This window comes from Empedobacter sp. UBA3475 (genome assembly GCF_002378465.1).
Classification (GTDB): domain Bacteria; phylum Bacteroidota; class Bacteroidia; order Flavobacteriales; family Weeksellaceae; genus Empedobacter; species Empedobacter falsenii_B.
Genome location: NZ_DFRA01000059.1, coordinates 1 through 16,258, shown reverse-complemented (window position 1 = coordinate 16,258; position 16,258 = coordinate 1). Strand labels below are relative to the sequence as shown.

Annotated in this window: 17 protein-coding genes; 11 read left to right on the top strand and 6 right to left on the bottom strand. The window is 32.5% G+C overall.

All coding sequences use genetic code 11. From position 1 onward, the window contains the following. Positions 1 to 92 precede the first annotated feature (92 nt). Genes B3I31_RS12460 through B3I31_RS12450 form a run of 3 tightly spaced genes read left to right on the top strand, consistent with a single transcriptional unit; the run spans position 93 to position 2,505 of the window. Complete coding sequence (locus tag B3I31_RS12460) at positions 93 to 1,058, top strand: caspase family protein (RefSeq protein WP_291088095.1); 966 nt, start codon at positions 93 to 95, stop codon at positions 1,056 to 1,058. Then, a complete protein-coding gene (locus B3I31_RS12455; RefSeq protein WP_291058849.1) occupies positions 1,042 to 2,007 on the top strand; it encodes a DNA/RNA non-specific endonuclease in 966 nt (321 codons plus the stop codon). Before B3I31_RS12460 ends, B3I31_RS12455 begins: the two co-directional genes overlap by 17 nt. A gap of 3 nt (positions 2,008 to 2,010) precedes the next feature. Next, positions 2,011 to 2,505, top strand: a complete 495-nt coding sequence (locus B3I31_RS12450; protein ID WP_291058851.1) for a hypothetical protein — start codon at positions 2,011 to 2,013, stop codon at positions 2,503 to 2,505. A 1,389-nt stretch (positions 2,506 to 3,894) separates the two neighbouring features. On the opposite strand, the gene B3I31_RS12445 is transcribed toward B3I31_RS12450, so the two are convergent. The 4 genes from B3I31_RS12445 to B3I31_RS12430 form a co-directional block, all read right to left on the bottom strand. Further along, positions 3,895 to 4,143 carry a hypothetical protein gene (locus B3I31_RS12445; RefSeq protein ID WP_291058853.1) on the bottom strand — a complete coding sequence of 83 codons (249 nt, stop codon included), beginning with the start codon at positions 4,141 to 4,143 and terminating at the stop codon, positions 3,895 to 3,897. After that, a complete protein-coding gene (locus tag B3I31_RS12440) occupies positions 4,130 to 4,396 on the bottom strand; it encodes a hypothetical protein (protein WP_291058855.1) in 267 nt (88 codons plus the stop codon). Before B3I31_RS12440 ends, B3I31_RS12445 begins: the two co-directional genes overlap by 14 nt. Positions 4,397 to 4,407: 11 nt before the next feature. Further along, positions 4,408 to 4,860 (bottom strand): DUF5675 family protein, encoded by a 453-nt coding sequence (locus B3I31_RS12435; protein WP_291058857.1) that lies wholly within the window; start codon positions 4,858 to 4,860, stop codon positions 4,408 to 4,410. Positions 4,861 to 4,931: 71 nt separating this feature from the next. Further along, entirely contained in the window at positions 4,932 to 5,735 is an 804-nt protein-coding gene (locus B3I31_RS12430; protein ID WP_291058859.1) for a hypothetical protein, read from the bottom strand. Positions 5,736 to 5,830: 95 nt separating this feature from the next. Between B3I31_RS12430 and B3I31_RS12425 the strand changes: the two genes are divergently transcribed. The 8 genes from B3I31_RS12425 to B3I31_RS12390 all read left to right on the top strand — a co-directional run bounded on the left by B3I31_RS12425 (position 5,831) and on the right by B3I31_RS12390 (position 13,516). Continuing rightward, positions 5,831 to 6,322, top strand: a complete 492-nt coding sequence (locus B3I31_RS12425) for a thermonuclease family protein (RefSeq protein ID WP_291058861.1) — start codon at positions 5,831 to 5,833, stop codon at positions 6,320 to 6,322. Positions 6,323 to 6,477: 155 nt separating this feature from the next. Continuing rightward, entirely contained in the window at positions 6,478 to 7,020 is a 543-nt protein-coding gene (locus tag B3I31_RS12420; RefSeq protein WP_219035173.1) for a hypothetical protein, read from the top strand. 130 nt (positions 7,021 to 7,150) lie between these two features. Then, complete coding sequence (locus B3I31_RS12415) at positions 7,151 to 7,486, top strand: hypothetical protein (protein ID WP_146810388.1); 336 nt, start codon at positions 7,151 to 7,153, stop codon at positions 7,484 to 7,486. Between the two features lie 7 nt (positions 7,487 to 7,493). Further along, the gene (locus tag B3I31_RS12410; RefSeq protein ID WP_038335658.1) at positions 7,494 to 7,784 is read left to right on the top strand and encodes a cell division protein ZapA; all 291 of its coding nucleotides are present in this window, start codon (positions 7,494 to 7,496) and stop codon (positions 7,782 to 7,784) included. Positions 7,785 to 8,047: 263 nt separating this feature from the next. Further along, entirely contained in the window at positions 8,048 to 9,610 is a 1,563-nt protein-coding gene (rny, locus tag B3I31_RS12405) for a ribonuclease Y (protein WP_371875740.1), read from the top strand. 381 nt (positions 9,611 to 9,991) lie between these two features. Further along, entirely contained in the window at positions 9,992 to 10,951 is a 960-nt protein-coding gene (locus B3I31_RS12400; protein ID WP_038335662.1) for a ribonucleotide-diphosphate reductase subunit beta, read from the top strand. A gap of 79 nt (positions 10,952 to 11,030) precedes the next feature. Beyond that, positions 11,031 to 12,731 (top strand): ribonucleoside-diphosphate reductase subunit alpha, encoded by a 1,701-nt coding sequence (locus tag B3I31_RS12395; RefSeq protein WP_115001235.1) that lies wholly within the window; start codon positions 11,031 to 11,033, stop codon positions 12,729 to 12,731. Positions 12,732 to 12,772: 41 nt separating this feature from the next. Next, entirely contained in the window at positions 12,773 to 13,516 is a 744-nt protein-coding gene (locus B3I31_RS12390; RefSeq protein ID WP_291064672.1) for a hypothetical protein, read from the top strand. Between the two features lie 60 nt (positions 13,517 to 13,576). On the opposite strand, the gene B3I31_RS12385 is transcribed toward B3I31_RS12390, so the two are convergent. Next, on the bottom strand, positions 13,577 to 14,419 hold the full coding sequence (locus tag B3I31_RS12385; RefSeq protein ID WP_280037648.1) for a DUF4197 domain-containing protein: 843 nt from the start codon (positions 14,417 to 14,419) through the stop codon (positions 13,577 to 13,579). 55 nt (positions 14,420 to 14,474) lie between these two features. Next, positions 14,475 to 16,061 (bottom strand): peptide chain release factor 3, encoded by a 1,587-nt coding sequence (locus B3I31_RS12380; RefSeq protein WP_038333563.1) that lies wholly within the window; start codon positions 16,059 to 16,061, stop codon positions 14,475 to 14,477. Positions 16,062 to 16,258: the final 197 nt, after the last annotated feature.

The following is a 16,258-nucleotide window of genomic DNA, read 5'->3' as shown; positions in this document are numbered from 1 at the left end:
TAACAAGGGGAAGATTACAATAGAATGGAGTTGGGATAAAATAGCTTCTGCAATTAAACAATGTATGACGGAAGGTAAAAATAATTAATTTCATGAAAAAAGCTTTAATTATTGGTATTGGAGAATATCCTACTGCTCCATTAGAAGGACCTGTTAATGATGCTAATCATTTAAATGAAATTTTATCAACTAATGGAAATGATACAAAAAATTTTGAAGTACAATTAGTTTTAAATCCATTGACTAAAAGTGAATTAATAAAGGTAATTAGAGATTTTTATTCTGTTGAAGCTGATTTAGGTTTATTATATTTTGCAGGTCATGGTTATGTAAATGAAATTGGAGGTTATTTAGTAACTCCTGATCATCAGTCTTATGATGAAGGCATAACTATGGATCAAGTTCTGAGCTTTGCTAATAAATCTCCAATTCGTAATAAGGTAATTATTTTAGATTGTTGTAAATCTGGTTCATTTGGTAGTCCTTCTGAAAACGGTAGTATTACTCCAATTGAAAAAGGAATTTCAATTATGACATCTTGCCGTGAAAATGATAAATCTAAGGAAATAAATGGTAAAGGTGTTTTTACAAATTTATTAATTGAAGGGCTTAAAGGTGGAGCAGCTGATATACGTGGTCATATTTCTCCAGGTGGTTTATATGCATATATTGATCAAGCATTAGGAGCACATGAACAAAGACCTGTCTTTAAAACTAATGTTACTGAATTTGTTGAATTAAGGAGTATTGAACCTCAAGTTGAATTAAGAACGTTACGTAAGATTGTAACTTATTTTAATAAACCTGAAGATGTTTTTCAATTAGATCCTTCTTTTGAAGAAACTAATACAAATGATGTAGAACATAAAGTTGTTGAACCGTATGCTAATGAAAATAATGTAAAAAAATTTAAAGATTTACAAAAGATGCAAAGTGTAGGTTTAGTAATTCCTGAAGGTGCAGATTATATGTATTATGCTGCTATTAATTCTGAAGGAAGTAAACTAACTCCTTTAGGGTTTCATTATTGGCGTTTAGTTCGTGAAGGTAGAATTTAATATGGAGGGATATTGTAAATTTTTTTTAGGTGATAGTTATGAAATAGATTATCCTAAACATACTCATTATAATGAGAGAATTGCGATAAATAAGGATACTAAAAAACATGTTCTAAATTATCTTAATTATAGTGTTATACAATGTGGTGATAGAAGATTACCACTTTTTACAGCTAGTAATATTTATAGAATTAATTTTGAAAGAATAGATAGGAAAGGGACTTTTAAGAAGGAAAGTCGTATAGAGATTCATGAACAATTAAGTACATTAGATTATAAATCTTTTAATTCAATTAAAAAGGCTGTAATAGAAAAAGGTCATATGACTAAACGTGAAGACGTACAATGGTCTTACAATTCTAATAGAGATGATGCTTTAAACGCAGCTATCAGTACTTTTTTTTATACAAATGCATGTCCTCAACATGATTCAATTAATAATGGACCCTGGAAGCATTTAGAAAATTCTATAATTGTTAAAGGAAGAGTCAAGGATCCACATAAAGTATCTGTATTCACTGGACCTGTCTTAAGTGATTTAGATCCTGAGTTTAAATCAAGATTACATGATAGTTCAATATTTCAAATACCCGTAATTTTTTGGAAAATTATTTATTATGTAAAAGATGACAATTTATTATATTATGCAGGTTTTTTAATGGGACAAAAAGAACTTTTAAAAAATGATGATTTAATTGATATAATTAATTTTAGAGATTTTGATGCTGAAACCCAAAAATTAAAACCTTTTCTTACTTTTAAAGATGACTATAATTATCAAGTCCCTATTAAATTAATTGAAGAATTAACAAAATTACAATTCGTTTCTGCAATTGATCGTCATGCAGACGTAGAATATTCTGAATTAGATTTAGTTGAAATAAAAAGTAGAAATTTTGAGGACGAGGTCAATGATGATGAATTTATGGTAGAAAATTTAATGGTATAAATAATGAAACAAGTTTTTATTTCACATCCAACACCTTATAATGAAAAACAAGAAATTTTCTTGAGTTTAATTAAACAAGAAATTGAAAAGTATAATTTGTCACCCATTAATTTAGGTCAAAATAATTGGAATAACAGAAGTCCTCTTGAACCAATCAAAGAGATGATGTCAAATTGTGTTGGAATAGCAATAATTGGTTTAGAGCGTCATCATTGTTACATAGGATATAGTAAAGAAAATTCAAAAGAAGAAGAAGAAACAATTCATAAGTATTCCTCTTCACCTTGGATTCATATTGAAGCTGGAATGGCTTATCAATTAGGTCTTCCGATGTTAATATTAAAAGAGAAGAAAATTTATAAAGAAGGTATTTTAGATCCTCAAATAAGCAATTATTATATTTTTGAATTTGATATAGATTCACAATTAGAAGTATTATCTGACCAAATAAAATCATTTATAAAAAGTTGGGCTGAAAATATAAATTACGTTTATTAGGTTATCAATCCCAAAATACTAGATCAAGTAGTATTTGATAGTCAGTAAAACATACACGCCTATTTGCAAAGTTGGTAAGTGTATTGGGCAACAACAAAAAAGCAACTGCGGTTAATTCCAGTTTTGCATATTAAATTGAACATACCCCAAAAAGTGTAAACACTATTTGGGGTATTTTTTCATCTGCCAACAAAAGCAAAAAAACTCAAAACTCATCGCTCAAAACTCACAACTCGAACCCAGCCGCCCTACCAAAGCTATGTTTACATAACATGGCATTATAGTCGCCTGACGGGCTTCGGGGACAAGCCCACTATAATCATATTATGTAAAATAGCCCCTTCCTTTACCTGTCCGAAGCAGAGAGTATCTCATGTCGTTTTTTGCCCTTGTTGAAGTAGCAGTATTGCCACAATCATTTTTATGCAACGATTTACTCCGTTAGGTTCATTTCGCTTCACTTCGTTACATTTCAGTAAGCAAAAAATTTACTTTCATTTCACTGCGTTCCGCTTTATTCACCCAACTCCGCAAAATCAAGCCTAAAATAAGCTTTCCTTTCAGTCAAGCCCATTTTTTAGCGGCTTTTCGTTACACACAAAAATGCTCGATTAGCAAATTAAATCTCGAACGCTATTCCATTTACCACAACGCATTTCCAATAATTCATCATTCATAATTTCTAATTATTCCACGCACCCCGCCACCCAAGAAAGCGGTTACAGGTTCAGAAAAAGCAAAAGTTTTTTAGTAAGGTACATTGGTGTATTGCGCTAAACCGCTAGTCGCATCACATCGTTCGGTACTCCATTGCAAAGCAATTCGTAACCCCTCACTTTTGTGCTGCTTGATAGCTCATTAGCCCACACCAATTGGCTCGGTGTAGCACAACACCCTAAAAGGATGTTAAGCTACAACCCCTCGCCACCTTATTTTGATATTGGATTGCTTTTCTTCACCTGCGCATATTGCCCCAGTGCGTTCTTTCCGAAATAGACACACCAAAATTCACAAAAAAGATAGCAAAGTTAGTTAGTGGTCGTTTTACGTCAAGGTCAAGCCCTTCGGGTTTCTCACAAAATCTCCACCCATTCGGGTAGTATTTTGCTCGAAAACCTTGCCTTTAAAACGCCCAATCCTGAAAGAATGGCTTTCTTTTTTTTCTCTTTTTTTCTTTTCAAAAAACATTGAATTTGAACCAAAACCACTTCCTCGATTTTATAATTTTGATTCATCTTTTTCGACAACATTCCGACTTCGTTTCGGAGATAAAGCGTACATATTCCACCTCTATAGATAATTGGGTGCAGCTATCACGCATAAAAAAAATCTCACCTATTAAGATGAGATTTCAATAAGTCCTGAAAGTCCTATCAAGGTCTTATAAGACTATTTTTTGTTAGAATCATTATCTGCTTCATCAATCTTTACAGCAGTTTGAGCAACAGCACTGGCGATTGCACCACCTAAAGCCAAATATCCTGCAACTGTAATAACCGTTGCCGGAAGAACAACCGGAGCAGCTAAGATGGTTCCGCTTATCGCAGTTAAAGCTAATCCCACATTACGAACGATTTTAAACCATTTTGGTGTTTCATTGGTTACTCGTTCTACTATATTCAAACTATCCTTTTTCATCACGTTTATTTTTAAGATTCAACATTTCAAGAGTGGTAATTCTTGATTCTAAATATTCGACACGTTGGCTGAGTAAATCATAACTGTTTTTAAATTCAGTTTTGATCAATAAAGCCATCGTTTTTACTTCTGTAATATCCTTTTCCATTTTTTTAAAATCAGAGTGTAATTGCTTAATGAAGTAAGCAACCACTGCCAATAATAAACTTGAAACTGAACCGAAAAAGACATTTAAAACCAATTCATTTTCCATAATAGTAGTTTTTAGAATTGAAAATTATTTTCGATAGAGATCTGATTTTCTTTGCTTTTAGCAATCTTTAAAAGTTTAGGATAAACCATTTCATAAGCCTTTCGACTATGAGTAACTTGATAATCACCATTAATCAATTCAAAACCAAAACCAGTCAACGGACATCCTGCAGTTTGTAAATACGTATTTCCGATATGGATATATACATAATCGAAATTCGGAAGCTGATCAATTTCAATCATACCTTCATGAACTTTACCCATCAGATTTTTATACTTGGTATTCATACCGCCCCAAGAATTAACGATCAATTGATAATCACCCGTAGGAATTGCAGTTTGCTGTTTAATTTTTTCAGCTCGAATCTTATCTTCCAAAAGGTAACATTGAAAGATTCCATCAATGTACAAATGGCTCAATGTACTTTGCTTTCCTTGTGCCACACGAACAATTTTAACACGCATAATCAATCATTTTAAATGAAACAAAAAAGAGCCTTTTCAAATCGAAAAGACTCCTTAACCAACCTAACCGCTTAAAAAGCATCTTCGATTTTCAGACAGTTTCCGGAAGCGAAAGGATAATAATTTCCGTTTACTTCTTGGAAAAATTCAATACCGATACACTGAACAACTGTAACATTGTTTGCCAAAGTTGGCGCACCTGGTAAAACTGCCGAAATCGTATCTCCGGCATACGGAGCATTTAACGGAATATAAGCCGAGTATTCAACAACATTTAATTCGTTATTAATAGCATCGTCAGGCTCGTAATTTCCAGTTGTAGGATTGAAGGAGAAATCCGATAAAACCGCCAACGCATTAATTAAACGAAAGTGTGTAGTACCTGCAGGAGCAGAAATCAATTCAGCCGGATTAAAAGCTGCAACAACGAAATCAGCTTCGTTTCTGTCTACATTGTGTTCCACATCATAAGGCGCATTAAAAACACCATTAATCGAAAGTTTTTTATCAAACTCAAAACCAATTAAATATTGACGTTGAGTAGAAACTTCAACTTTACGATAACCTCTGGCTTCTGTACCATCTTCCAAATTGATTTTCTTCATAACCGAAGTCAATCGACCTGTCACTTGACTATCCGCCATTTTACTCATTACTTGCGAAAGAGCAGTACGCAAGGATTTTCCAGTTCTTGCACATCCGCCAAATTCATTCATATTTTCACGAGTACGTTCAAACTCAGGCGCAGTTTTTACCTGCTGAGCAGTTGGACCACCAACCATACCGGCATAAAAACCAGGTTGTCCTTTAATCTTAAAATGACGAACATCTCCAATCGTTCCGATGTACTTCATAAGTCCTTTTTGTCTTGCCATAACTTTAAATTTATTAGTTAAACATTTGAGAATTATAGTATTACAAAGTTGAATAATTAAATTTGTATAGACAATATGTAACTAATTGCAATACAATGAAATACAGTGCTAAAGAACCTTATTATGTGGAAATATTTTATAATGTATTGGAAATCAAAGATGCAGATACTTTGGTTGTGAAACACGCCTTTTCGAAAGAAGAAAAAGAAATCAGATTGTATGGTATAGATGCACCAGAAATCCGAATCAATAGAAAGCTTAAAGAAGATGAAGAAAAATCTCATCTTCCTGCAAGTTTATTGATTGAGTTAGGATGGGAGGCAAGAAATTACTTAACTAACGTTTTGAGTGTTGGAGATAGAGTAACCATACTCACAGAAACAAAAAATGCCTACGATTTTTATCATAGGCAATTAGGTTATGTGATCCTGGAATCAGGCGAATGTTTGAATGAATTGTTGCTTCAAAATGGATATGTAAAAGCATCAAGGGATTATTATTGTTCCAAATTAGCAGAATATCAGTTGATGAATCGTACTGCTCAGTTAAATAAAGTCGGTTTATATGCTCGAATATCCCATTTTTAAGCCCAGATTAAATGTTAAAGTTTCGTTTTTGATGGCTTAAAATCTATGCTCAACATAGACTTAAAACATACTTTTTCAATTGTTGTACTTATGTTGTACCAAATGCTATAAAATGAGTAACCAACCCACTAAAATAAAGACTTTTCAAAGAAACTTTGGATATAGTTGAATTATCTGAAGAAAGCGTTAAGAAAATAGACAAAATTCAACGTTCTTATTTGATTGAATTGAAAGTTCCGTCAAATAAATTGCGTGAGCATGTCAAATTTGCAGTGGAGAAAGGAATTATTATCGATCATATTTTGATTAATAATGAAGAAATGACCTTTGAGAAATATGAAAATGAGTTGAAAAATGAAAACAATAAAGCAATGAAAATCTCGAAACAAATCGAAAATAAAGTGAATAAAGCGTTGATAAATGATGCTACTTCTTATGCGACTATTGCGTATCAATTATCAGAAGAACCACGAGTTGTAACGAATATTTTACCACAAACTGATTTGAAAGCTTATAGAGAAATCAACTTAGGATATGAGTTAAAACAAAGTTGGAAAGATGGAATGTATTATTTCAAATCAATTTTGATTATTTTCTGTCAATTTCTGCCAACTATTCTTTCGGTATTGTTTTTGTTTTTTAGTATCAAGTATGTTGTGAAAGTAGTGAAGAATAGAGAAACGAAACAAAAAATGTAAGTAAATCTCTATTTGTCAAATGAATAAGAAAAAACTGATAATATTTAGGTTATTGTATTGATTAGAAGTAAAAAAATACTATTTTTGCAATAGAAGCTAGAATAATTGAAATTCTCAGGAGATGGAAAAAATGGTAAAATTTAATGAACTTGAAAACAAAGTTTTAAGTGTTTTAGGCCAACTTGGGAATTATAAAGATATATTGAAGGGCGCTGAAAACTCGATACAAGAATTGGAAAAATTGCAAAATGAAATCAATTCTCTAAAAGAAGAAAATGCCCGATTGAAAAATAAATTGAGAGATTCGCAAGCGAATAACTTAAATTTAAATGAGGAAGTAAAACGATTAAAAGTCGTTAATGCAATGAGCGGAAATCAGGAGTACAAACAAATGATGAAGCAAAGAATGAACAAATTAATAAAAGAAGTCGATACGTGCATCGCTCAAATTAAAACTAATAATTAATAAAAGAATGTCAACTCAACGAATTGAGATAAAAATTGCTTCACGTCATTACCCAATGACGATTAATTCTGACGAGGAAGAAATGTTACTTTCTTGTGCAGAAGAAATAAATGGTATTTTGAAACAATTTGAACAAAAGTACGCTGTTTCTGACAAACAAGACGCGCTTGCAATGGTGACAATTCAGTTAGCTTTACGTGAAGCAAAGCTGAAAAAGCAAGTGAAAGATAACGAAGAAATGACAACAGAGCGCATTTCGAAGTTATTAGAATTGATTGATCAGTCAATCGCAAAATAAGAGAAGTTCTGACAGTTGTGAAACTGTCCACTAAACAATATTCCTACATTAGTTCTAGCTATTTTGGTTAACTCAACACTAGTTTTGTTACCGAGTGAACACCGTTCGGAAAGCGGGCCGCAACCTTTTAGGTTCATTTATTTGACAGCGGATACTTGACTGACGGACTAACTCAAATCCTGTTTACAGGAGTTAACTCAAAACATACTTTACTAATGTAGGTTTTTTTATATATAAACATTACATAATCTATGGACCCAATTATGACAATAATTATTGCAATTGTTACATTAATCATAGGTGCAGCGGTGGGATATTTCTTATCAAAAAAATCAGTTGATAAACAGAATCAAGAACTGATTGACGAAGCAACTCGCAAAGCACAAAATTTGATTAATGATGCTGAGAAAGATGGTGAAGCCATTAAAAAAGAGAAAATTTTTCAAGCCAAAGAAAAATTTTTAGAATTAAAATCTAAACACGAAGAAGTTGTTAATCAACGTGAAAGAAAAGTAGCTGATGCTGAGCTTAAAGTAAAAGAACGTGAAGAGAGAATCAAAACGGACTTAGCAGAAATTCAGAAACAAAAAGATCAGATTAAATCTGAGAAAGGAAATATACAAGCACGTACAGAGAAGCTTAACATTAAGCAAAAAGAAGTGGATACGATGCACAAAAAACAAGTAGAAATCCTTGAGAAAATTTCAAACTATTCTGCTGATGAAGCACGTGCTGAATTGATTGAAGTCTTGAAAGACGAAGCAAGAACGAAAGCACAAGCTCATATCCAAGAAATTATGGAAGAGGCTGAATTGGATGCGAAAAATGAAGCGCGTAAAATTGTGATTTCTTCTATTCAACGAATCGGAACAGAGCAAGCGATAGAGAATGCAGTTTCTGTGTTTAACATTGAATCTGATGAAATCAAAGGACGTATCATTGGTCGTGAAGGACGTAATATTCGTGCAATAGAAGCTGCTACAGGAGTTGAAGTGATTGTTGATGATACGCCAGAAGCGATTATTCTTTCATGTTTTGATCCTGTTCGTCGTGAAATTGCTCGTTTATCTTTGCACCGTTTAGTAACGGATGGGCGTATTCACCCAGCACGTATTGAGGAAGTTGTGGCAAAAACAACAAAACAAATTGAGGATGAAATTATCGAAGTTGGTAAGAAAACAATTTTAGATTTGGGAATTCACGGTTTACACAAAGATTTGGTTCGTATTGTTGGACGAATGAAATATCGTTCTTCTTATGGTCAAAACCTGTTACAACACTCTCGCGAGGTGGCAAATTTGGCAGGAACCTTGGCTGCAGAATTAGGATTAAATCCTAAGTTAGCGAAACGTGCAGGTTTATTACACGATATTGGTAAAGTTCCGGAGCAAGAATCTGAATTGCCTCACGCAATTTTGGGGATGCAATGGGCAGAGAAATATGGAGAACATCCAGACGTAATTAATGCAATTGGAGCTCACCACGATGAAATAGAGATGACTTCTTTAATTTCGCCACTTATACAAGTTGCCGATGCAATTTCTGGTGCTCGTCCAGGGGCTCGTCGTCAAGTTGTGGAATCGTATATGCAACGTCTGAAAGATTTAGAAGCTACGGCTCTTAACTTTGATGGTGTGGAAAAAGCATACGCTATCCAAGCTGGTCGTGAGTTGCGTGTGATTGTAGAAAGTGATAAAGTTGATGACACAAAAGCAGCTGAATTATCGTTCTTAATTTCGGATAAAATTCAAAACGAAATGACTTATCCAGGTCAAGTTCGTGTAACTGTAATTCGTGAAACACGTGCAGTAAATATTGCAAGATAAAATTTAGAATTTAATCATATTCTTTAGGCAAGTCTATAACAAGGCTTGCCTATTTTTTTGTTAAATTATAGAAAATTAATCCAAGTTATAGTTGTTGTTTTGATAAAAATTATTAAATTATAACGAATAAAAATTCAAAAATAATTAATTAATAATCAAATAATTAACAACTTGTTGATAACCTTTTTATTTTTTAAGATTACAAAATTTTTAATTGTAAAATCTTATCTTAATTTTGAAAGAATCGATGAGTAATTGAAACGAAAATGTAACCCTATTGAGGTTCAAATTTCTAAATAAAATAAAAGAACCAACTTCATTTATTTTGATGAAAGAATTCGTTTTTACCAAAGTTTATTAATCTAAAAAGTCCAAAAAACTATGTCTATTTTTGATAAAAGGGTAAATTATAAACCATTTGAATATCCTGAAATTTTAACCTTTACAGAAGCAATCCAAAAAGCATATTGGGTACACGGAGAAGTAGATTTTACTTCAGATATCCAAGACTATCATGCCAATTTAGATGATGCGAAACGCGAAATTCACAAACGTTCTATTTTATCAATTGCGCAAGTAGAGGTAACGGTAAAAGGATTCTGGGGAGATTTGTATCATTATTTTCCAAAGCCAGAATTGAATGGATTAGGTGCTACTTTTGCAGAATGTGAGTTTAGACATAGTGAAGCGTATTCGCGTATTTTGGAGGTAAATGGTTATTTAGATGAGTTTAATGTAGCCTTACAAAATCCAATTTTCAAAAGTTATAATACGTTTGTTGGAGAAATTATGCGTGACGAGAACAAATCAATTGTAGAGAAATTATTGTTCTTTGCATTGGTAATCGAAGATAGTTCGTTATTCTCGAAATTTGCAAATATTTTGGCATTTACACGTTTTGATGGTTTAATGAAAAATACAGCAAACATCATTGCTTGGACATCTACAGATGAGCAAATTCACGCAAATGCTGGGATTTATTTGATTAATAAAATTCGTGAAGAAGGTTTATTACCAGAGGAATTAGATCAAAATTGGGTAGAAACTGCTGTTCGTGGTTATATTGACCAAGAAGAAATGATGTTAGATTGGATTTTCGAGAAAGGAGAATTTGGTTATTACTCAAAAGCAGATTTATTAAACTATATGAAATACCGTATTGATGAAGCAATTGCTAAAATTGGATACAAAAAAATATTTCATATTTCCCAAGAACAGTATAAACCGATGGCTTGGTTTGAGGAAGAAGTTTTTGCGAGTAGTTTAGACGATTTTTTCGCAAAAAGACCAGTAGATTATACTAAACATGACAAAAGTATTTCGGCAGACGATTTATTTTAAACCGCCAAAACTTTTTATCAAAAACACAACTATAAATAAAATTATTTAACAATATCACATCATTATAAATTCTAAAGCTATGGACAATCCAATACCACACGACGACATTCAAAATATATTTTTTGACGGTGAAGCACCAAAATTATGGTGGAAAAACTCTGAATCTGAACAAATTTTGAATAGAGGTTATTTATTGAAAGGGGAAACAGTTGAAGGAGCTATAGATCGTATCACGGCTGCGGCTGCAAAACGTTTATACAAACCAGAATTGCAAGAATCTTTCAAAGAAATGATAGAAAGAGGTTGGATGAGTTTATCATCTCCAATTTGGGCAAATATGGGAACAGAGCGTGGTTTACCAATTTCTTGTTTCAATGTTCATATTCCAGATAGTATTGAAGGAATTACGCATAAATTAGGAGAAGTTATTATGCAAACTAAAATCGGTGGTGGTACTTCTGGTTATTTTGGTGAATTGCGTGAGCGTGGAGCGGCGATTACAGATAACGGAAAGAGTAGTGGTGCTGTTTCGTTTATGGAATTGTTCAATTCTGCGATGAATGTGGTTTCTCAAGGTTCTACACGTCGTGGAGCTTTTGCGGCTTATTTGGATATTGATCATGATGATATCGAAGAATTTTTGAAAATTAAATCGATAGGAAGTTCAATTCAGAATTTATTTTATGGTGTTTGTGTGCCAGATTATTGGATGCAAGAAATGATTGATGGAGATGCGGATAAACGTCAAATTTGGGCGAAAGTTTTAGAATCACGTCAAGAAAAAGGATTACCATATTTATTCTTTACAGATAACGTAAATAAAAATAAACCACAGGTTTACAAAGATTTAGGAATGTCAATTAATGCTTCTAATCTTTGTTCAGAAATTATGTTGCCTTCATCTGCTGATGAATCATTTATTTGTTGTTTATCTTCTATGAACTTAGAGCTATACGATGAATGGAAAGATACTGAGGCAGTACGTTTAGCAATTTTCTTTTTAGATGCAGTTTTACAAGAATTCATCGAAAAAACAGAAGGAAATCATTATTTAGCATCAGCTAATCGTTTTGCAAAACGTCACCGTGCATTAGGTTTAGGTGTATTAGGGTGGCACTCTTACTTACAACGCAACATGATTCCTTTTGAAGGAATGGAAGCGAAATTACGTACAACAGAAATTTTCAAGCATATTCAATCTAAAGCAGATAAAGCTTCGGAAGAATTAGCTCGTATTTATGGTGAACCAGAGGTTTTAAAAGGCTACGGACGTCGTAATACAACAACTTGTGCAATTGCACCAACTACGTCTTCTTCTGCGATTTTAGGACAAACTTCTCCAGGAATTGAGCCGTTTGCTTCAAATTATTACAAAGCAGGTTTATCGAAAGGAAACTTTATGCGTAAGAATAAATATTTGACTAAATTATTACAAGAAAAAGGAATCGATAACGAAGATATTTGGCGCGAAATCATGTTGAATGGTGGCTCTGTGCAACATTTAGAACAATTGACAAAAGAGGAAAAAGATGTGTTCAAAACATTCAAAGAAATTTCTCAATTAGAAATTGTTCAACAAGCAGCGATTCGTCAAAAATATGTAGATCAATCGCAGTCATTAAACCTAAATATTCCACCAGATTTACCTGTGAAAGAAGTTAACCGTTTGATGATCGAAGCTTGGCAATTAGGTGTAAAAACATTGTACTATCAGCGTTCACAATCAGTTTCTAAGGAATTAGTTGCAAACTTAGTTTCTTGTTCTTCTTGTGAAGCTTAATAGGAAATGATATATTTTATTACAAATAGAAAATCCGCTCATTGAGCGGATTTTTAGATTTTATGAATTTTTTAGATTTAGTTATTATTGAACAAAAATTTACTGATTTAAAGTCGTTGAAAAGAACGGCTTTATTAATTAATATTATTGGATGCATTTTAGGTTTGAGTACATTAGTTTTTCAGTTTTTTAATGAAATTTTAATTTATTTATCTTTTGTTTATCCTATTTTTTGCATCATTTTAGTTAGATATTATCGAGGTTTGATCTCAATTGAGCCTGAAATTAGACCAAATCTTCCAACAATTTCTATAGGTTTTATGTTATCTTGTTTTGGATTAATCATTAGAACTGCTATGGATTACAATGTCTTAGATTATAAAAATGTATGGGTTCCTTCGAGTGTTATAGCGTTATTAATCTTAATAATCTATTATTTTAATCAATTTAAAATATTGATTTACAACAAGAAAAATTTTGTTTATAATGTTTTTATCATAATATTAATTGAAGTATTTTCTATTTATTCTGTTATATTCATTAATTGTAAGTATGATCAATCTACTCCTCAAATTTATGAAACTCAGATTTTGAAAAAAATTAAGAAAAATAGTAAAGGAGGTAGTAGTTATTATTTAATAATTGAAGATTGGAACAATACATTTATAGAAAAAGAGATAAAAGTAGATTATAAAAAGTATTACTCAAGTTTTGAAGGAGAAAAGCTTAAAGTAGCAGAAAGACGAGGAAGATTTGATATACCTTGGTCTTATTTTATAGAGTAATTATCATCTAAAAGACTCGTTACAAATTGTAACGAGTTTTTTTGATTGAATAGAAGTATTTTACTTCTTACTATCTTGCGCTCCGAAAACCTGTTGTAACAACGATGTTGTACGCAAAGCTTTATTCCCGCGAATTCCTTCTTCTTTTTCTGCAACCATGTTAAACACACCATTTATTGTTTGTTGTGTTACATAAGCATTCAGGTTTGGATCAATTTGATTTCCAGTTAACGTATTGTATTTTGTAATCAAATTATTCCAAACTTTATCCGCACTAACTTTACCTAAAGACGCTTCCACTTTTGGTTGAAAAGCCTTTGTTAAATCAGATGTTGTTTTTAGTTTTAAATAATTGGTAGCCGAATTATTTCCTCCTAATAAAATATCTTTCGCATCTGTAATTGTCATTGATGTCACAGCGTTTACGAAAATAGGAGCAGCTTCAGAAACAGCATCTTCAGCAGCAGAATTCAATAATTTGATTCCTTTATCCGCCAAACTTCCCATTCCTAAAGAACGCAAAGTTTTTTCTACATTTTGTAATTCTTCTGGCATCAAGATTTTTGCAACTGAATTATTATAAAAACCATTCTTTTGACCCAATGATTTTATTCCGTCCGTTAATCCTAATGACAAAGCTTCTTTCAATCCAGAGGCAACAGTTGCGTTAGATAAACCATTTAACTTTGTTAAGGATTCTGCAGAAATTGTTTTAGATTCTGTTGAACCATTTACAACTTTTATTGAATCAACTTTTACTGTTGAATTATTTTGTGTTGTCGTTTGAGTGTTTACTTTTTCGACTTCTTTTTTTAATGTTCCAAAAATTGATTTCAAATCTTGTGCTTTTGAATTTACTGCAAACGCTGAAATCAATGTTAAACTTAATATGATCTTTTTCATTTAGATTTTTTCTAAAAAATATTTCAGTTGGTTAATTCAATTATCTGACCAAAATTTAAAACTCACTTACAAAATGTAATTTCACTGACGGAAATTTATCTTGCGTCATTTGAATTGTAAAAGCAGAATCTGCTAAAAATACCAATTGATTGAATTTATCTCTTGCTAAATAACGTTGTTTAACACGTTTGAATTCTAAGAATTCTTCTGATTTTTCATCTTCAACTTCTACCCAACACGCTTTGTGAACAGAGAAAGGTTCGTACGTTGCTTTTGCACCATATTCGTGCTCCAAACGATATTGGATAACCTCATATTGCAGTGCACCAACGGTTCCGATAACTTTACGATTATTCATTTCTAATGTAAATAACTGCGCAACACCTTCGTCCATTAATTGATCAATTCCTTTTTCCAATTGTTTTGCTTTCATTGGATCAGCATTGTTGATGTAACGGAAATGTTCTGGGGAGAAAGCTGGAATTCCTTTGAAAGAAAATTTTTCACCTTCTGTCAACGTATCACCAATTCTAAAGTTTCCTGTATCGTGTAAACCAACGATATCACCCGCAAACGATTCATCAACCACTTCTTTTTTATCAGCAAAGAAAGCATTTGGCGCAGCGAATTTCATGTTTTTACCTTGGCGAACGTGGAAATAGTTGGTATTACGTTCAAATTTACCAGAAACGATTTTGATAAAGGCTAAACGGTCGCGGTGTTTCGGATCCATATTCGCATGAATTTTGAACACGAAGCCAGAAAATTTATTTTCATAAGGTTCGACAATTCTCAAATCTGTTTCTTTAGATTGTGGAGTTGGTGCAATATCAACGAAAGCGTCTAACAATTCGCGAACACCAAAATTATTAAGAGCAGAACCGAAAAATACAGGTTGTAAATTTCCGTCCATATATTCTTGCATATCAAATTCTGGATAAACTCCGTCAATTAAATCAATCTCATTACGAAGATTTTCGGCGTAAGTTGTTCCAATTAATGTGTCTAAATCTGGACTTGATAAATCCTCAACTTTCGTTGTTTCAGAAATTTTTTGTTTATTATCTCCAGAAAAAATATTGATGTTTTTCTCCCAAATATTATAAATTCCTTTGAAAGTTGCTCCAATACCAATCGGCCAAGAAAGTGGTGTAACTTGTAAGTCTAGTTTTTGTTCTACTTCGTCCATTAAATCAAACGCATCTTTTCCTTCGCGGTCCATTTTGTTAATGAAAACCAACATCGGAATTTTGCGCATACGACAAACTTCTACCAATTTGATTGTTTGTTCCTCAACCCCTTTTGCAACGTCGATTACCACAATCGCAGAATCTACGGCAGTTAGTGTACGGAAAGTGTCTTCGGCGAAATCCTTGTGACCAGGCGTATCTAAGATATTAATCTTTTTTCCTTTATATTCGAATGCTAAAACTGAAGTAGCAACCGAAATACCACGTTGGCGTTCAATTTCCATAAAATCGGAAGTTGCTCCTTTTTTAATTTTGTTACTTTTTACGGCACCAGCTTCTTGAATTGCGCCTCCAAAAAGTAATAACTTCTCTGTTAAAGTTGTTTTACCAGCATCGGGATGGGCGATAATTCCAAAGGTTTTTCTTTTATTTATTTCTTGTTCTAAAGACATCTTAATCAAATTTTCAGGTTGCAAAGATAGTTTATCTCACGAAAATTAGAAACATTATGGTTGATAGAATATTCTAAAGTAAATTGCGTTATTCTAAAAATAGTTGACGAAAGACGTATGAAAAAGATATTTTACTTTTTATTGTTGATGATTAGTGGGATTGTTTGGGGGCAGCATCTGTAATCTTCCCCTTGTTA